The organism is Corynebacterium sp. HMSC078A10, from assembly GCF_001811565.1.
Taxonomy (GTDB): Bacteria; Actinomycetota; Actinomycetes; order Mycobacteriales; family Mycobacteriaceae; genus Corynebacterium; species Corynebacterium hesseae.
In genome coordinates this window covers 1-18633 of record NZ_KV805179.1, presented here as the reverse complement: position 1 = coordinate 18633, position 18633 = coordinate 1, and the positions used below count along the sequence as shown (strand labels likewise).

At 63.5% G+C, this 18633-nt stretch carries 13 protein-coding genes and 1 pseudogene; 7 read left to right on the top strand and 7 right to left on the bottom strand.

Annotated elements, in window-relative coordinates; genetic code table 11:
* The first annotated feature begins 3 nt into the window (after positions 1–3).
* Entirely contained in the window at positions 4–1467 is a 1464-nt protein-coding gene (locus tag HMPREF2808_RS00290) for a phospholipase D-like domain-containing protein (protein WP_070622912.1), read from the top strand.
* Positions 1468–1638: 171 nt separating this feature from the next.
* Here HMPREF2808_RS00290 and HMPREF2808_RS00285 read toward each other — a convergent pair whose 3' ends face one another.
* From HMPREF2808_RS00285 to HMPREF2808_RS00270, 4 genes are read right to left on the bottom strand one after another with little or no spacing between them, the layout of a single operon-like run.
* Positions 1639–2814, bottom strand: coding sequence for a multidrug effflux MFS transporter (locus HMPREF2808_RS00285; RefSeq protein ID WP_070622909.1), 1176 nt, complete (start codon positions 2812–2814; stop codon positions 1639–1641).
* Positions 2811–3575, bottom strand: coding sequence for an ABC transporter permease (locus HMPREF2808_RS00280; RefSeq protein ID WP_070564185.1), 765 nt, complete (start codon positions 3573–3575; stop codon positions 2811–2813). Before HMPREF2808_RS00280 ends, HMPREF2808_RS00285 begins: the two co-directional genes overlap by 4 nt.
* A complete protein-coding gene (locus HMPREF2808_RS00275; RefSeq protein ID WP_070622906.1) occupies positions 3575–4513 on the bottom strand; it encodes an ABC transporter ATP-binding protein in 939 nt (312 codons plus the stop codon). The genes HMPREF2808_RS00280 and HMPREF2808_RS00275 overlap by 1 nt, the downstream gene beginning before the upstream one ends.
* Before the next feature lie 39 nt (positions 4514–4552).
* A complete protein-coding gene (locus tag HMPREF2808_RS00270; protein ID WP_070596813.1) occupies positions 4553–5041 on the bottom strand; it encodes an NUDIX domain-containing protein in 489 nt (162 codons plus the stop codon).
* An 84-nt stretch (positions 5042–5125) separates the two neighbouring features.
* Here HMPREF2808_RS00270 and HMPREF2808_RS00265 point away from each other — a divergent pair, with 84 nt between their 5' ends.
* From HMPREF2808_RS00265 to HMPREF2808_RS00255, 3 genes are read left to right on the top strand one after another with little or no spacing between them, the layout of a single operon-like run.
* On the top strand, positions 5126–6562 hold the full coding sequence (locus HMPREF2808_RS00265) for a hypothetical protein (protein WP_070622903.1): 1437 nt from the start codon (positions 5126–5128) through the stop codon (positions 6560–6562).
* On the top strand, positions 6562–7653 hold the full coding sequence (locus HMPREF2808_RS00260) for a glutamate ABC transporter substrate-binding protein (protein WP_070596811.1): 1092 nt from the start codon (positions 6562–6564) through the stop codon (positions 7651–7653). The genes HMPREF2808_RS00265 and HMPREF2808_RS00260 overlap by 1 nt, the downstream gene beginning before the upstream one ends.
* Positions 7653–10265 (top strand): tetratricopeptide repeat protein, encoded by a 2613-nt coding sequence (locus HMPREF2808_RS00255; RefSeq protein ID WP_070596810.1) that lies wholly within the window; start codon positions 7653–7655, stop codon positions 10263–10265. Before HMPREF2808_RS00260 ends, HMPREF2808_RS00255 begins: the two co-directional genes overlap by 1 nt.
* Positions 10266–10289: 24 nt before the next feature.
* Here the strand turns inward: HMPREF2808_RS00255 and HMPREF2808_RS00250 are convergent, their stop codons facing one another.
* Both HMPREF2808_RS00250 and pta read right to left on the bottom strand, forming a co-directional pair.
* Positions 10290–11510, bottom strand: a complete 1221-nt coding sequence (locus tag HMPREF2808_RS00250) for an acetate kinase (RefSeq protein ID WP_070562459.1) — start codon at positions 11508–11510, stop codon at positions 10290–10292.
* Positions 11511–12875, bottom strand: a complete 1365-nt coding sequence (gene pta, locus HMPREF2808_RS00245; RefSeq protein WP_070521628.1) for a phosphate acetyltransferase — start codon at positions 12873–12875, stop codon at positions 11511–11513. It abuts the gene before it with no gap.
* Between the two features lie 348 nt (positions 12876–13223).
* Here pta and HMPREF2808_RS00240 point away from each other — a divergent pair, with 348 nt between their 5' ends.
* Both HMPREF2808_RS00240 and HMPREF2808_RS00235 read left to right on the top strand, forming a co-directional pair.
* Positions 13224–15332 carry a glucose PTS transporter subunit IIA gene (locus HMPREF2808_RS00240; RefSeq protein WP_070596808.1) on the top strand — a complete coding sequence of 703 codons (2109 nt, stop codon included), beginning with the start codon at positions 13224–13226 and terminating at the stop codon, positions 15330–15332.
* A gap of 171 nt (positions 15333–15503) precedes the next feature.
* Complete coding sequence (locus tag HMPREF2808_RS00235; protein WP_070596807.1) at positions 15504–16331, top strand: PRD domain-containing protein; 828 nt, start codon at positions 15504–15506, stop codon at positions 16329–16331.
* 6 nt (positions 16332–16337) lie between these two features.
* On the opposite strand, the gene purT is transcribed toward HMPREF2808_RS00235, so the two are convergent.
* Entirely contained in the window at positions 16338–17684 is a 1347-nt protein-coding gene (purT, locus tag HMPREF2808_RS00230) for a formate-dependent phosphoribosylglycinamide formyltransferase (RefSeq protein ID WP_070596806.1), read from the bottom strand.
* Positions 17685–17861: 177 nt separating this feature from the next.
* Here purT and HMPREF2808_RS00225 point away from each other — a divergent pair.
* Positions 17862–18633: pseudogene (locus HMPREF2808_RS00225) on the top strand (IS256 family transposase); the annotation flags it as partial.

Sequence of the window (18633 nt, the reverse complement as noted above, 5' to 3'; positions counted from 1 at the left end):
GCCATGAACCTCAACATCGATCTCTCCGTCTGGCAGCTTGTGCTGCTGATCATTGACTACGGCATCAAAATCATCGCCATCGGCGTGGTCCCCGAAGGCCGCCGCCCGTCTAGCTCCACCGCTTGGCTGCTGGCCATTCTGGTGCTGCCTATCGTAGGCCTGCCCCTGTTCTTGCTCATGGGCTCGCCCTATATCAACCGTCGGCGCCACCGCATCCAGCAAGAGGCCAACGCACTGCTTAACGACGTCACCGCCTCCACCCCCAACCACCCCTCGGGCCGCCTCTCCCCGGAGGTGGAATCCCTCATCCAGCTCAACCGCAACCTCACCGGGCACCCGGCTCTGATTGGGCATAACAAGGGCTTGCACGCTTCCTATGAGGAGGCCATCCTGGCCATGGCGCGGGCGGTGGACCGCGCGGAAAAGTACGTGCTCATTGAAATCTACATCCAGTCCTGGGATGAAGTGACCGATGTCTTCTTCCAATCCCTAGCGCGCGCCCGAAAGCGCGGCGTGGAGGTCAAGCTGCTGCTGGATCAGATTGGCAGCCTGAAGTACAAGGGTTACTTCACGCTGGGCAAGCGCCTGAGCGCTATAGACGTCGATTGGCGGCTCATGCTTCCGCTGCAGCTGCACAAGGGCCGCTTCCGCCGCCCGGACCTGCGCAATCACCGCAAAATCGTGGTCATTGACGGCCACACGGGTTTCTTGGGCTCGATGAACATGATTAAGCGCGAATACAAGACGAAGGACCGCGCATGGATCGACTACATGGTCGAGATGACCGGCCCTGTGGTGACGTCCTTGGCCTCGGTGTTCGCGGTGGATTGGTACCTGGAATCTGAGGAGCAGCTGTCCTTGGACATGCAGCCCTATGACGACGCCATGACCGCGGACTCCAACCACCTCCAGCTGGTCCCCTCCGGTCCCGGCTACACCACGGAACCTAACCTGCGTATGTTCAATTCGGTGGTGCACCACGCGAAGGAGAAGCTCATCCTTTGCTCGCCCTACTTCGTTCCGGACGAGTCCCTCTTGGAAGCGGTCACCACCGCGTGCTACCGCGACGTCGAGGTGGAGCTCCTGGTTTCAGCGAAGGCGGACCAATTCATGGTCAACCACGCGCAGTCCTCCTACTACCAGGCGCTCTTAGAGGCTGGCGTGCGGATCTTCCAATTCCCCGAGCCCTTCGTGCTGCACTCCAAGTTCATCCTGGCGGACCCGAATCTTCCGGAGCGCGACCCACTGTGCATGTTTGGTTCCTCCAACATGGACATGCGTTCCTTCGGCCTCAACTATGAATCAACGATGCTGGTGGCCAAGGGCGACCTCATCGAGGATTTCACCCAGCTGGCGAGGAATTACAAGAAGGTCTGCCACGAGCTCACCCTCGAGGAGTGGAACGAGCGCGGCCTGCTGCGCCGCTACGTGGACAACGTCATGCGCCTAACCTCCGCCCTGCAGTAGACCCACCAAAAGCAAAAGGCATCTCCCAGAAGGCGTCCACCAAAAGGCGTTTTTGGTCCTAAAAACGCCATCTAGCGCCCGCAAAAGGCGTTTTCAGAGGCAAAGACGCCCTTTGACTGATGCCTTTTGCAGGGCGCCGTTTGCAAGGCGCCGTGCGCTAAGCCGTGCGTACTAAGCGGCGCCGCGGGCCAGCCGCGTAGACACCACAAGGCCGCACAGCGAGATGAAGCTGCAGCACACCATTCCGGTGGCCATGGTCAGCGCCGCATTTGAGCCCCATCCCATCAGCGGGCTGATGGCGCTGGCCAGCAAGGACTGACCAAAGCCCATGATGGCGGACACGCTGCCCGCACGCGGGCGCATGAGGCCCGTCGCCAGCGCGGTGGCGTTGCCCATAATGAAGCCGGTCGGCGCCACGCACACAAAGAGCACGAGGAGGCACACCCACACCGGGGCGCCGAACAGCACCGACAGCAGCAAGAGCACCCCACACGCAAGAACGCCACAAACACCAATGCGCAGCATGACCGCCGGGGAGACCGAATCCATGGCTCGCGAATTCACCAGCGTGGCCATAAAGAGGCCCACGGAGTTGATGCCGAAAACCAGCGAATAGCCCAACGGCGAAAAGCCCCACTGGTTCTGCACCACGAAGGCCGAGGCTGAGATGTAGCAAAACATCGAGCAGAAGCCGAAGGCCATGGTCACCAGGTAGCCCCACACCCGGGCATTGGTCAGGACCGCCCAGTAGTTGCCCGCCACCGCGCGGAACAGCCCGGCGCGGGAGCGGCCGCCCGCGGTTTCCGGGACGATGGAAACAGCAAGCACCAACTGCACCGCATGCAGCCCGGCGAGCACCCAAAAGATGCCGCGCCAGCCCAGCGGCTCCGCCAGGACACCGCCGAGCACCGGGGCCACCGCCGGCGCGATGCCCTGCAGCGCCATGAGCAGCGAATAAGCCTTCGCGGCCGCCGCGCCGTGCACAAGGTCCGGAACCACCGCGCGGGCAAGCACCACGCACGCACCGCCGCCGAGGCCCTGCAGCGCGCGGGCGGCCACGAGCACGGTGGCGGTCGGAGCCAGCGCCGCCAGCACGGAGGCCACCAGCGCGAGGGAGGCGCCGGCGATGAGGAGGCGTTTGCGCCCGATGGCGTCGGAAAGCGGGCCCATCACCAACTGTCCCACGCCCATGCCGATGAAGAAGCCCGAAATGGTCAGCTGGACCATCGCCCGGGTGGTGCCCAGATCGGAGAGGATCTCCGGCATCACCGGCAAGTACATATCAGTGGCAAAAGGCGCTGTTGCGGACAACAGCGCCAAGGTAGCCAGGAGTGGAAAAGGAATCACGCGTCGCGCTGCTCCAGCACGATGACGCCGAAAATCCACAGCACCGCGGCCCAACCGAAGAAGACGAGGGCCTCAAATCCTACCGATGACCACGGCGCGTTCTCATCGACATAGTTCACCGCCCAGTTCTGGAAGGCGGTAAAGGGCATGAAGTGAATGGCCTTATCGCCCACCGTCGGCAGCACACGCACGATGTTTTCCAAGCCCAAGTACAAGATGAGGGAAATCGCCACCGTGCCGGCGGTCTGCCGCAACAGCATGCCCAGGCCCTGCACGAAGGCAACCACGCCGAAGGCCGCGAGCGGGAAGGACCACAGCATGTATTTGCCGTCCTCGCTGGCAAAGGGCTGGAAAGCCTCCGCCGCCGATTCATTCGTCGTCATATCCGCCAACGCGAAGATGTACACCAGGCTCAAGAAAGCAATAATGGCCGCGATGACGCCGTAGAGCAGCAGCTTGGCGCAGGCCACTGTCCAGCGCTTCGGGTTGGTCATGAAGGTCAAGGATTGCGTCTTATAGCGGTATTCCGTGGTCACCACCATCGCGCCCTGGATCATTATGATCGGCATGCCCATGAGCAAGAGGATGGAGGCCAAGGCCCGCTCCTGCAGCGGGCTAATGCCCAGCACCGCCTCGCCCGCGTTCAGCGAGTTCAGCAGTGTCCAGCCCGTCACGATGAGAATGATGAGGGCCGTGGTCCACCAGAAGGACTTCGTCGTGCGCAGCTTCGTCCACTCCGCATGCACAGTGTTGAAAAACATTAGCGCTGTACCCCTTCCTTCGGTGCCGCCGCCTGGTACTGCACCGCGCGTTCCGTCATAGTCACGTAGGCCTCTTCCAGCGAGGCGCGGTGGAGCGTCAATTCCGTCAGCGGCACACCCGTGGAGTAGGCCAGCTGACCCACGTAATCCGTGGTTTGGTTCGGAATAACCAAGGTGCGGCGCTGCTCCTCATCGACCGACTCGCTATACGTGATGCCGGCCTCCTTCAGCGCCGAGCCGAACTCGCGCAAGTGCTCCGAGCGCACGATAACCGAGGCACTGGAGTTTTCCTTGACAAAGTCATAGGTGCGTTGATTAGCCAAGAGCCTGCCGCGGCCAATCACCACGAGGTGGTCCGCCGTCTGTGCCATCTCCGCCAGCAGGTGGGAGGAGATGAGCACCGTGCGGCCCTCCGCGGCCAGCGCGCGCACGAGCGAGCGCACCCAGCGAATACCTTCCGGGTCTAGGCCGTTGACCGGCTCATCCAGGATCAGCACGCCCGGATCCCCCAACAGGGCGGCCGCCAAGCCGAGGCGCTGGCCCATACCGAGGGAGAAGCCGCCGGCCTTCTTGCCGGCAACATCGGCCAGGCCCACAAGACCCAGCACCTCGTCGACGCGGGAAGTAGGAATGCCATTAGCCTGCGCCATCCACGTCAGGTGGTTGGCGGCGGTGCGGTTGGCGTGGACCGCTTTGGCGTCGAGAAGCGCGCCCACCTCACGCAGCGGGTTCTTCAGCTCGCGGTAGGGCTTGCCGTGCACCAGAGCAGTGCCAGCGGTGGGCTTGTCCAAACCCAGGATCATGCGCATCGTCGTTGATTTTCCAGCGCCGTTAGGCCCCAGAAAGCCGGTCACTTGTCCCGGCTTCACCTGGAAGGTGAGGTCATCGACGGCGCGGACAGACTTGTACTGTTTGGTCAGTCCGGCTACTTCAATCATGCCCTACAGCGTGCCACAGGTTCCCGCCGCGCGCCTGTATCAGCTGCTGATTTCCTCCCAGCGCTCCAGCAGCCGCGGCAGCGCTTCCCGGAAGGGAGCCAAGAGATCTAGCTCTTCTACCTGGTTAAACGGCACCCAGCGCAGCTCGGCGGATTCCGCATTGGCGGTCGTCTCCAGCCGCTGGCCCGAGACAGTCCGCGCCAACACCGTGGTATAGGTCCAGCCTTCCTCGAAGGGCCCGGAGGTGACCAGCGCATCCAGCACCTCGACGTCTGAGGCCGAGATTCCGGTTTCCTCCGCCGTCTCCCTCAGCGCTGCCTGCTCCGGGGACTCCGGCTTATCCCGCGCCCCGCCCGGGATTCCCCAGGTCCCGCCATTATTCGTCCACGTGGCGCGGTGCTGGAGCAACACCTCATCCCCCGCCACCAAGAAAAGGCCAGCAGCTCCAAACTTGCCCCATACCGGCACCCCGCCCGGCCCCTTAGACCAGCCATCACCGGAGAGTTCTGGGTTTACGCGTGTACACATGCCTTCCACGATACGTCAGAAGCAGCCCGCGCCACCCTGCCCCAAATCATCGCGCGACGCGGTCGAGGGCGCTATCCTAAGGGAATGACCGGCCCGGCCACCGAACTGCGCGAGCACTCCCCCGAATCATGGGGCGATCACTGGCTCGATGAAGTCACCGAGCCCGCCAGACCCGCGTTTAGCCGCCCGACGCAGCTGGCCATGAGCTCCTTCGCCGGCCCCGCGCGCGTCATCCGGCGCCTCTATAGCTTCGCGGCCACCACGCCCGGCAAGCTTTTTACGGTCACCGTCATCCTCACCGTCGCGCTGGCGGCAGCCGGCTTTTCCATGTCTTCATCCTCGGCTTCAAGGCACGATGACCTGGATGCCTTGCTGACCTCCACCGAGCCGATGTCGAATGCGGCGCACCACCTCTACACCAACCTGTCCCTGGCGGATACCGTAGCCACCACCGGCTTCGTGCAGGCGGGTGTGGAGCCGGAGGTGAACCGCAACCGCTATAACGAGGCCATCGATGCCGCCTCCGTCGCCGCCACGGAGGCCATCGTGGGCACCTCCGCGGAGGATGAACGCGTGCGCGAGCTCGTCACCTTTATCCAACGCAAGCTGCCGGTGTATACCGCGCTCGTGGAAAAGGCCCGCGTCAATCACCGCGCGGGCCACGCCGTGGCGAATTCCTATATGTCCAATGCCTCGGCGCTCATGCGGACCCAGATTCTTCCCGCCGCCGCGGAGCTGTTCACCTTGACGTCGGAAAAGGTGAGCCAACAGCAGCAGCGCCTGACCCGCCCGCAGTGGGTGCCGTTGTCGGGGCTTGTCGCCGCTCTCATCTTCCTCGGCCTAGCGCAGTGGTGGCTGTGGCGGCTGACCCGCCGCCGCTTCAACCGCGGTTTCGTGGTGGCCACGGGTCTGTTGTTCCTGGCGCTGGTGTGGGCCTCCGCCTCCAACTTCGCCACGTGGGCCTCGGGCCACCAGGGTTTCGAGACGGTGTCGCGCCCCTGGGACTCGCTGACCGCCTCACGCATCGAGGCCCAGCAGATGCGCACCTCGGAGACCCTCGCCTTGGTCCTGCGCTCTTCTCAGCAGGACATGTCCGTGCACTTTAACTCCACGGTGTACTCCGTCAACCAGGCCCTGCGGGACTATGAGCAGGCGCTTGTCGACGACGACTTCCCCTCCTCCGATCCCACCCTGATTCCCCGCGCAAAGCAGGCAGTGGAGGATTGGACGACCACGCACGAGAACTTCATGGAGGATCTCTCCATGGGTGACTACGATGCCGCGCTGTATCAGGCCACCGCCATCGATCCGGACGGTGACCCCACCGCCGCCAGTGCTTTCAACGCCGTGGATAATTCCTTGGCCGAGCTCATCGACCAGGCCCGCGACGCCATGCGCACCTACCTGGTCCAGGGGCTCAACGCCATGACCATGGTGTCTACCGGCGTGCTCCTGGCTACCTTCGGCGCGATTATCGCTGTGTGGTTGGGAATCCGCCCCCGTCTGCAGGAGTACCTGTGATGCGCCGCCCTACCACGAAACGCCCAGCCTGGACCGTGTCCCTGCTCGTGCTCAGCAGCGCCGTGGCGCTCAGCGCTTGCGAGCCGGAGCCGCCCAGCGCGCCGGATCCCATCCTGCCGTCTACCGCGAACCTCGATTCCACGCCGGGCCCGCCGCTGCCGGAGGACGCCATCATCGAGCCCGCAGGCAGCGGTGAGGTGTCCAAGCAAAGCGATGCCGAAGCCTACGGCTCCTACCGCCCGGACGATAAGACGCCGAAGGAGCGCGTGCCCAAGATCCTGGAGCGCGGCCGGCTCATCGTGGGCGTGGACCGCTCCAATAACCTGCTCAGCTACCGCGATACCGCCACCGGCGAGGTCCGCGGCTTCGAGGTCGACATCGCCCGCGAAATTGCACGCGATATCTTTGGGGATCCCAACAAGGTGGACTTCCGCTTCGTGGAAGCTTCCGAGCGCGCGCGTGCCCTCAACGACCGCACGGTGGACATCGTCATCCGCACCATGACGATCAGCCCCACACGCCAGCGCGAAGTCGCCTTCTCCATTCCCTATATGCAAACGGATGCCCGCTTGCTGGTGCTGAAGAACTCCGGCATTCACTCCATCGCGGATACCGCCGGGTTGACCTTGTGCGCGACGAAGGGTTCCACCATGGTGGACGCGATACGCAAGCACGCGCCTACTTCCGATATCTTGGAGACCCGCGCCTGGGGCGATTGCCTCATGGCGCTGCAGCTGGGGCAAACGGACGGCATCGTGGTGGATGATGCCCTGCTCTCCGGGATGCTGGCGCAGGATCGCTACACGGAGATCGTCGGCGATCCCCTCGAAAGCCAAAGCTATGGCGTAGCCGTGCGCAAACCCGATGGCTCTTATGACTCGCGCCCGCTCATCCGCCAGGTCAACTCCACGCTGGAGCGCATCCGCAAGGACGGGACCTGGCAGAAGCTCTTCAGCACGTGGTTGGGGGATTATATGGAACAGCCTTTGCTCCCGGCACCGAAGTACCTCGATGAGACTCCACCCGCGACGGAATCGCAGCCGAGTTCCCCAACCAGCAACCAGCCCGGTGAGAAGAAGGAGGGGCACTAATGTCGCACCGCTTCAGCGAGGATGAGCTCGACCACCTCACGCCCGAAGAGCACGAAGACGCGCAGCCCGAAGCCGCAGATCCCGGAGCCGTGGAGCCCGAAGCTGCCGACGCCACCCAGGCCGTGCGCTTCGATCCCTTCGCCGATGAGGACGATGATTTTTCGGAGGACCACCACCTCGGCGCCTCGCCTGCGGAACCAGGGGATCCGGGAACAGCGCCCGGCGCCAACAACGCGGAAGCCTCCGACCGCACCGCGGCAGTCCCCTTCGATCCCTTCGCGGATGACCTCGAGGAGGAGGACCTCGGCGCCACCGGCGCCGTCCTCTCCCCAGCGGACCGCCCCGGCGCGCATGGCACCGCGACGGGCAAACCCGACGACGGCGAATACGTCGATTCGGATAACATCGCGGCACTCATCGAGGAGCTGGGGCAGCTGCGTGATCGTCGCAAAGCAGAGGACCCCTCGCGGGCCTCGCGACGCCGCGCGCTCGATACCTTCCGCCAGCGCCGCGCCACCAAGCGCACCGACCGCGAGGTGGCCGATGGCATGGCCACCTTGCCCTTCGTGGTCCCGGTAGATCCCAGCGAGGCGCTCATCGATCCGAAGGATGCGCCCCGCGCCGCACCCCCGCAGCTCAAGCCGGGCGACATGGTGGCCGGCCAGTATGAAATCCTCGGCGTGCTCGCCCATGGCGGGTTGGGGTGGATCTACCTGGCCAATGACCACTTCGTCTCCGGGCGCATCGTGGTGCTCAAGGGCATGCAATCCACCAACTCCGCCGAAGAGACAGCGACTGCGGAGGCGGAGCGCGAGTTCCTCGCGGACATCACACACCCGAATATCGTGAAGATTTTCAACTTCATCGATGACCCCCGCGTCCCCGGCGGCTTCATCGTCATGGAATACGTGGGCGGCCCCTCGCTCAAGCAGCGCCGCAACGACCAAGTCAATGACCGCTTCCCGGTCGACACCGCGATTGCCTACATCCTGGAAATCCTGCCCGCCCTGGACTACCTGCATGCCCGCGGCGTGGTCTACAACGATTTGAAGCCCTCCAACATCATCGTCACCGAGGACCAGGTCAAGCTCATCGATCTGGGCGCGGTCTCCGGCATCGGCGCCTTCGGCCACATCTATGGCACACAGGGTTTCCAGGCCCCGGAGATCGCCACCCAGGGCCCCTCGGTGGCCAGCGATATTTACTCCATCGGCCGCACACTGGCCTGCTTGACGTTGAAGCTGCCGGTGGAGGATGGCGTCTATAAGCCCGGCCTACCCTCCCCTACCGAGGAGCCGCTGCTGCGCCGCTACCTCTCCTTCTACCGCCTGCTGTTGCGCGCTACCGATCCTGACCCGGAGCAGCGCTTCGCGTCCGTGTCCGAGCTCCGCAACCAGCTCTTCGGAGTGCTGCGTGAGGTCATCGCGCTGCGCGATGGCATCCAGCACCCAGCCCAACACTCCGTCTTCTCCCCGCAGCGTACGACCTTCGGCACGAAGCACTTGGTCTTCCGCACCGACCAGCTCATCGACGGCATCGACCGCACCGTGCGCATCACCGCCCCCGAGGTGGTCTCCGCGCTGCCCATCCCGCTCATCGTCCGCTCCGATATCGGCGCCCCGCTGCTGCAGGGTTCCTCCTACACCGAGCCGCAGGAAGCGCTGGAAACCCTGCGCCAGGCCATGCAGACCCCGGAGTACGAGGAGTCCGCGGAGATTCCCCTCGGCGTGGTGCGCGCCATGATTGATCTGGGATACATCGGCCAGGCACGCGAGTGGCTGACCTCCATCGAGGAGCGCTTGGGCAAGGACTGGCGCTTCCACTGGTACTCGGGCGTGACCGAGCTGCTGCTGGATAAGTACCGCGAGGCCCAGGCCCATTTCGCCCACGTCCTCGACGTGCTGCCCGGTGAGGCCGCCCCCAAACTAGCCATCGGCGCGGTCAACGAGCTCATCCTGCAGCAGCTGGGTTTTTCGGAAGCCGCGCTTATCGACGCCTCCGTCGCCCGCGCCTGCGCCAACCTCACTACGTCGCTGGCGGATCTGCCCAACGATGCTTTCGAGGATCAGCCCGGCATCTGGGACCACGTCACCGATGATCCGGCCCACCTGCGCTTCAACTCGCTGCGCCTCTACGGCATCGTGTGGGCCACGAACCCGACGACGGTCTCCTCCGCCTTCGGCCTGGCCCGCCAGCTGCGCGCCGAGCACCAGGTTGAGCTCGCCGTGGCTACCTTGGATAAGGTGCCCAATGCGTCGCGCCATCACCGCATGGCCCGCTTGACCACGGTCCTGCAGCTCATCGTGCACGATCTCTCCGAGTCCCGCATCCGCCGTGCCGCCCGCCGCTTGGAGGAGATTCCGCAGAACGAGCCGCGCTTCTTGCAGATCAAAATTGCGGTCATCTCCGCCGGGCTGACCTTCTTGCGCGAGGCAGATCTCGACGCCGCGGCCTCCCCCAACGACCTCTTCGAGTTCCCCTTTACCCAGCGCGGCCTGCGCTATGGCCTGGCGGATACCCTGCGGGCACTGGCCCGCCAGGCACCGTTTGCCCGCCACCGCTACGCGCTGGTGGACTTGGCCAATAAGGTCCGCCCGGTCACGATGTTCTAGACGTCGGCATAGCCGACGCCCGGCCTAGTACAGGCCCGCCTCCCGAGCCATGGCCGCAATGCCCGCGGACTTCTGCGCGATGGCCAGCTCCTCGTTAGTCGGCACCACGAAGACCTTGACCTGGGAATCCGCGGTCGAAATCATGCGCGGCTCCTTCGAGCGCACGAGGTTGGCTTCCTTATCGAAGTCAATGCCGTACATGTCCAGGTTGTACAGCGAATCCTGGCGGACCTCAGTATCGTTCTCACCCACGCCGGCGGTAAACGTAATCGCGTCCACGCGGCCCAGCGCAATCATGTATGCACCGATGAAGCGGCGCAGCTGGTGGATGTAGATGTTATAGGCCAGCCAGGCATCCTGGTCCTCGTTGTTGATGCGCTCGCGCAGCACGCGGAAATCGTTGACACCCGCAATGCCCTTCACACCGGAGCGCTTGTTCAACAGGTTATCGATCTCATCGATCGACATCCCTGCCTCACGGGAGAGGTGGAAGATAATACCCGGGTCAATATCGCCCGAGCGCGTGCCCATGGCCAGACCCGCCAACGGGGTCAGGCCCATCGAGGTATCAATCGGGCGGCCGTTGCGAATCGCCGCCGCCGAGGCACCGTTGCCCAGGTGCAGCGTGATCTGGTGGACGTGGCCCGGGTCGCGGTCCAAGAGCTTCGGCACCTGCTGCGAGACGAACTCGTGGGAGGTTCCGTGGAAGCCGTAGCGGCGGATATCGTACTGCGAGGCCACATCGTTATTGATGGCATAGAGCGCGGCCGCCGGCGGCATGTGGTTGAAGAAGGCCGTATCAAAGACCGCCACGTGCGGGATATCCGGCAGCAGCTTGCGCGCCACGCGGATGCCGTCCAGGTTGGCCGGGTTGTGCAGCGGCGCGAGCGGGATGAGGTCCTCGATCATGGACTCAATCTGGTCCACGATGAGCTGCGGCTCGCTGAACAGGCGCCCACCGTGCACAACGCGGTGGCCCACGGCGATGACCTCGACATCCGTCGGGCCCACGCCGTGCTCGTGCATGATGCCGAACGCGCGGTCGAGGCCGAAGGAGTGGGTAGGAATCTCCAGCTCTTCCTTGTATTCCTCACCGCCCGTCTTGACGGTCACCGCACCCTGCGGCTCTCCGACCTGCTCCACCAAGCCGGAGACCAGCGGGGTATCCGTGGCCGAGCTTTCCGGGTCCACCAGCTGGAACTTAACCGAGGAGGAACCCGAATTGAGAACGAGTACGTACGCCATCTACTTCACCCCTGCCTGGATAGCGGTGATAGCCACCGTGTTGATGATGTCCGGAACGGTCGCGCCACGCGAGAGGTCATTGACCGGCTTGTTCAGCCCCTGCAGAATCGGGCCCACCGCCAACGCGCCACCGGTGCGCTGCGCCGTCTTATAACCAATGTTGCCGGCCTCCAGGTCCGGGAAGACGAAGACCGTAGCCTTACCCGCAACGTCAGATTCCGGCGCCTTCTTGGCGGCCACGCCGGGGTCACAGGCAGCGTCGAACTGCAGCGGACCATCCACCGCCACGGAAGAATCGATGCCGCGAGCCACCTCGACGGCCTGCGTCACCTTCTCCACGTCCGGGCCAGCGCCCGAGGTACCCGTCGAGTAGGACAGCAGCGCCACGCGCGGGTCCAGGCCAAACTGTGCCGCGGTCTGCGCGGACACGATGGCGATCTCGCCGAGCTGCTCCGGGGTCGGGTTCGGGTTCACCGCGCAATCACCGAACGCCCACAGGCGGCCCGGCATCACCATGAGGAAGATGGAGGAAACCACGGAAGCCTCCGGCTTGGTCTTGATGATCTGGAAGGAAGGCTTAATGGTGTGCGCCGTGGTGTGCGCCGCGCCGGAGACCATGCCATCGGCCAAGCCCTTGTGCACCATCATCGTGGCGAAGTAGGACACGTCCTTCATGGTCTCGCGCGCCTGCTCCAGCGTCACGCCCTTCTTCTTGCGCAGCTCCGCAAAGTCCGCTGCAAATTCCTCCGCCAACGGGGATTCCAGGTGGTTGATGATCTCCACGCTACTCAGGTCGATCCCGAGTTCCTGGGCGCGCTTTTCGACGTCCCCGTCACCCAGAATCGTCAGCTTCGCCACCTTGCCCTTGATGAGCTCCCCCGCGGCCTGAAGGATGCGGTCATCCTCGCCCTCCGGCAGCACGATGTGCGCCCCGATTTCGCGGGCCTGATCCAGAAGCTGCTTCTGGAAGAGCTCGGCGCACATATAGGGCTCGATGTCCTCCAGGGAGGAAATCGCACTGGGGACGGAGGAGACGTCGCCCACCGCGCCCACCACGGTGGCGCCCACCGAGCGCGCGTGCTCCAGTGCCAGCTCTGCGGCGCGGTCAGGCGCGTCGGAAACCAGCACGAAGGGCAGGCCCAGAGCGGCTGCGGCCTTGGCGTCAAAGTCCATAACGCCTGTTCCCTGAAGGACCAGGTTGCCCGCGGGGGCGTTGTCCAAAACCTCGCTGAGCGTGGTTCCCAAGTCATCGACCTGGGCGAAGGTGGCTCCTAGTTCCTGAGCCACAGCAGCAACGTCCAAGCCGTCGAAGCCGCGCCCGATGACGCTGATAAAGGCAGAATTGCGTGAGGACTTGGCGGTCATGACCAACCTTTCTCTGCATAGAAGGTGTGTACCCGGGGTCACAATTTGGGACACACAGTGACACTACGACACTTTCACAGTACGGGAACACATCCCTGCTCGCCGCCCGCTTGACGCTTTTCCTCATCAACTTCCCAGGCCACCGACACCTATCCCGGAACCACAGTGTGCTATCCCACAGTAACTTGTCTCCCGTGAGCACCCCGGAGTAGGCTCCTAACCAGGATTGTTACTTCGGGCAAGACCTAGGCTCCCCACTCTTAGCCGCGTGGGGATGGTTCGCTATGAACCATTGTGGCCTAGGTCTTTTGTGGTTTTCACAGGCCCTTAACTCGCGAAAGGATTCTCATGTCGACTGATATTCGCTCGGCAGCCGAGGCCATCCTGGATGGCATCGGCGGGGCGGAGAACATCACCTCTCTCACGCACTGCGCCACCCGCCTGCGCTTTGAGCTGGCTGATGCCTCCAAGGCAGACAAGGAAACACTCGAGGCCATCCCCAAGGTCATGGGTGCCGTGCCCCAGGGCGGCCGCAACTACCAGGTTGTCATCGGCGGTGACGTGGCCACGGTCTATGACGAGATCAAGGCCCTCCCGCAGATGAAGAACCGCAACCAGTCCGGCGGCCAAACTAATGACGATGTCAAGGCCGCCGCCCGCGCCAAGTCCAAGGGCAAGCTGCCGTGGATGGACGCCTTCTTCGAGTACCTTTCTGACTCCTTCCGCCCGATTCTGGGCGTGCTGCTGGGCGCTTCCCTCATCATCGCCTTCGCCTCCGTCCTGGACGCTTTCGGCGTCGTGGACTTCCGTTCCCCGGACAAGCCTGCCTCCTGGTTCTTCGTGGACGCCATGTGGCGCTCCGTGTTCTACTTCCTGCCGGTGATGGTGGCCTACAACGCTGGTAAGAAGCTGCGCATCGACCCGTGGGTCCCAGCCACCATCATGGCGGCGCTCTTCACCCCGGAGTTCCTGAATCTTTCGGAGAACCCCGCCGTCCAGTGCGTCACCAACGACACCCTCGGCGCTGAGCAGTGCTCCATCGAAATCTTCGGCTTGACCATGCAGCTGCAGGACTACGGCGGAAACGTCTTCGTCCCGCTCATCATGGCGGCCGTCGCCGCACTCTTCTACAAGGGCTTCCAGAAGATCATCCCGTCCGCGGTGCACATGGTCTTCGTCCCCTTCCTCACCCTGCTCTTCGTCATCCCGCTGACCGCCTTCCTCATTGGCCCGTTCGGCGTGTGGGCCGGTAACGGCATTGGCGCTGGCCTGTCCTGGATGAATGACAACGTTCCGTTCGTCTTCGCCCTGGCTATCCCGATGCTCTACCCGTTCCTCGTCCCGCTGGGCCTGCACTGGCCGCTCAACGCCCTCATGCTGGTCAACATTCAAACCTTGGGCTATGACTTCATCCAGGGCCCGATGGGCGCATGGAACTTCGCCTGCTTCGGCGCTACCGCTGGCGTGCTGGCACTGTCCATCCGTGACCACGACACCGTGATGCGTCAGACCTCCGGCTCTGCCCTCCTGGCTGGCCTGCTCGGCGGCGTGTCCGAGCCTTCCCTCTACGGTATCCACCTGCGCTACAAGAGGATTTACCCGCGCATGCTGGTGGGCTGCTTCGCTGGTGGCCTGACCGTGGCCCTGTTGACCCTGGGCACGAACGGCATTACTACCGACGCCTTCGTCTTCACCTCCCTGCTGACCATCCCGGTCTTCACCCCGATGGCCAAGTACGCCATCGCCATCGCAGTGGCCTTCTTCGTGGCCTTCTTCCTCATCCTCTTCACCGACTACCGCACCCCGGAGGAGCGCGCTGAGGCTAAGGCCGCCCGCGAGGCAGCCGAGAAGGCCGAGCTCGACAACGCCAACACCGCCGACAACGCCGCGCTTGCCGACGCCCCCGCAGCAACCGCCGCTGCCGGCGCTGGCGCCGGTGCCGCCACCGCAACCGCCACCAAGGCTGACGCCCCGGCCAAGGCCGCTGAGCCTGCCGCTGGCACCACCACCGACATCGCCTCCCCGGCTGCCGGCAAGGTTGTTCCCATGGCTGATATCGATGACCCGGTCTTCTCCGCCGGCACCCTGGGCGACGGCGTGGGCATCGTCCCCGAAAACAACGAAGTCTACGCCCCGGTCAGCGGCACCGTGATGAGTGCCATGAAGTCCGGCCACGCCTACGGCATCAAGACTGAAGACGGCGTGGAGGTCCTCGTCCACATCGGCATCAACACCGTGAAGATGAAGGGCGAAGGTTTCGCCCCGGCCGTCAAGAAGGGCGACACGGTCAAGCAGGGCGAGCTGCTTGCCACCGTTGACTTCGCCAAGGTCACCGAAGCCGGCTACGACACCACCATCGTCCTTGCCGTGACCAACACCAAGGCGCTGTCCGCCGTCACCCCGGCTGGTCTCAACCACGCCGCCGCTGGCGATACGGTCATCACCACGACCCGCTAAAGGACCCACTAGGGAACCTTTAGCACGCCTTTGACGAACCCTGACTAAGCTGGCTCGATGTATCTACCATCGTGGCTGGCTTTAGTCGTTTTCACCCCAACCGACTAGCCTGATCCGGCTAGCCCCAACCGGCTAGCCTTAACCGGTTAAGCTCAACCAGAAAGGTGCCCTGTGCAACTGTTGCGCGTGTTCAATAACAACGTCGTGCTCGCACGGCGCGGCGCGGAGGACGTCATTGTCACCGGCCGCGGCATCGGCTTCCAAGCCAAACCTGGCACTGAGGTTGACCCGGCCAAGGTGGTGAAGGTCTTCGTCCCTGATTCCGGCCGCGATCCGGACCACCTCGCCGCCATGATCGCCGGCATTCCCGGCGAATACGTCCAGCTGGTCATCGACGCCATGCACTCCGTCGACATGTCTGAGGCACTGCGCAGCAAACTCACGCTGGTCGTGGCTATTGCGGATCACATCCACGGCGCGGTCAGCCGCGGCAACACCGTGTCCTATCCATTGGAAGCTGAGGTGCGCCACCTCTACGCCGATGACTTTGCCCTGGCGCAACGGCTTCTCGACGCCATCAACAGCGGCCTGCACAAACCACTGGCTCCTGACGAAGCCGTGGCCATCACCCTGCACCTGGTCAACGCCGGCTTCGCGGTGGGGGATCTCTCCGGCACCTACCGCATGACGGGCCTCATCCAACAGATCCTGGCCGTCATCGGTTCCCACAACGATACGGAGCTCAACAGCGAGGACATCTCCGTCGCCCGCTTCATCACGCACCTCCGCTACCTCTTCGTACGCATGGCGGAACACCAACAGCTCGACTCCGACGACCGCCAGGTGGCCACCGCCATCTCCGCACGCTACCCCGATGCCGTCGAGACTGCCCAGATGGTGGCTAACCTGATTGAGCTGCGCCTCGACAGTGCATTAACCCCCGATGAAGTCTCCTACCTGACGCTGCATATCGCGCGGCTAGAGGAGTCCTCCGCTTAACTAGGCCTAGTCATCGGCAGAGCGGGTCAGCTTCGGGTCGACGTCCACAACCGGTTCCGGAACCTCAATGACCTCAATATCGGAGACGGCAGTGGCGTTCGTCTCCACGGGCTGCGAGTCACCGTGAACGGTTCTATCAGCATTCGGCCCGACAGTGATCTTTCCAGCCGCCAGCGCTGCCCTGTCGCGGGCGGTCTCAACGTCCTCAGCAGTCGTGGCCACCATGCCCATGCGTCGGCCGGCGTAGGCCCACGGCTTACCAAACAGACGCACATCCGTCTCCTCGTAGGAAAGGGCGGTGTCGAGGCCGGTAAAGGAGACGTCATCAAGCTCAGCGTCCGCGTGCAGAATGACCGCAGCACCGGGGCTGACCAACGTCACGTCAATAGGGAAGCCCAGAATCGCACGGACGTGCAGCTCAAACTCGGAGAAGCGCTGCGTATACCCAGTCAGCATGGCGGTATCCAAAGGACGCGGCGAGACAGATGAGAAGTACACCTCATCGCCCGCCACAAAGAGCTCTACGCCGTAGACGCCACGCCCGCCCAACTCATTAGAAATACGCGCTGCAACGGAGCGCGCGTTCGCCAGGGCGTCCTCACTCATCGCCATGGGCTGCCAGGATTCCACCAAGTCACCGTTCTCATGGCGGTGGCCGATGGGCTCACTGAACCACGTGGCCATCTTGCCCGTGGCCGGGTCAATAGAGCGCACAGCAAGCAGCGTGACCTCATAATCGAAGTCAACGAAGCGCTCCACCACCACGCGCTTATACTCCGAAGACACGTGGCGCACCATGGACCACGCCTCCGCCACGTCCTCTTCTTCCTTAAGAAGGACGTGTCCCTTCCCGGAGGTCGTAATATCCGGCTTCACGATGCACGGCAGCCCCAGCTCCCCCACCGCGTCCTGCAACTCTTCAGCGGACTCAGCAAAGCGATAGGCCGTGACAGGCAGGCCGATGCTCTCAGCCACCTCACGAACGCTCTCGCGGCACTGTGTTAGCTCACACGCCCGCGCCGAGGGTACAACGGTGGTGCCGAATTCCTCAATCCGCTTCAGCGCCTCCACCGCGACGGTCTCCACTTCCGGGACCACGTAGTCCGGTTTGATGCGCTCGGTCAGCTCCCACACCTTGTGCGGGTCCCTGATGTCTGCAATATAGCTAAAGTGCGCAAGCTGCTGCGCGGGTGCTCCTGCGTAGCGGTCCACGGCGTGGACCTCAAGCCCTAAGTTCTGAAAGGCAATGACCAACTGCTTGCCCAGCTCGCCCGCTCCCAGGAGCAGCACCTTGGTGGCGTTTCCTGTCAGAGGGGTTCCGATCTGGCCTGCGATGTCGCCTACGGTAATCATTCTCGAATTATCGCATACTTCTGGCGCTGCATTGCTTGGCGACGTCCCCCCCAAATCCCACCATCCCAACCCCACCGGGCAGCGGCTGGCCAGCGCCACGCCCCGAACCCTAGGATCACCAAAGCCCCCTCCCTCACCGCAGGGAAACGGTGGAAAAGGGATCCTGGTCTTTAGACTGATGAGGTGCTGATCTGGCAAAACTGCCAACTCGACGAGTTCTACCCAGTGGTATTCCTCGACGCGCTACGCGTGAAAATCCGCGATGGCCACCGCGTGGTCAATAAGGCCTGCTATATGGCAATCGGTGTGGACATCGACGGCATCAAGCACATCCTGGGATTGTGGATCGCTGACAATGAAGGTGCCGCCTTCTGGGCATCAGTCTGCGCAGATCTGACCAACCGTGGCGTCCAAGACGCGTTCATCGTGTGCTACGACGGGCTCAAAGACTTGCCGGAAGCAGCGGAGGCTACCTGGCCGAATTCCATGGTGCAGACCTGTATTGCGCACCTGAACCGAGCTGCGAACCGGTGGGTGTCGTATCAGGACCACAAAGGTGTCTCCCGTGCGTTACGTGAGGTCTACACGGCCGCCAACGAGGACACTGCCCGCGACGCCCTGGACGCGTTCGAAGCCAGTGAACTGGGCCGTAAATACCCGCAATCGGTCAAAGTCTGGCGCGACGCCTGGGACCGGTTCGTGCCGTTTATGCAGTTCCCGCCAGCGGCTCGCCGGGTGATCTACACCACAAACTCGATCGAATCGCTCGACGCTGAACTGCGTAAAGCTACCCGTAACCGCGGGCAATTCCCGAACGACACCGCGGCGCTGAAAACGCTGTGGTTGATGATCTGCAACATCGAGGACAAGCGCGCTGCCCAGCGAGCGAAAAAGCGAAGCGCGACATCGAATGCAATGGCTATATTGAAGGAGCGAAAGCCACCGGGTG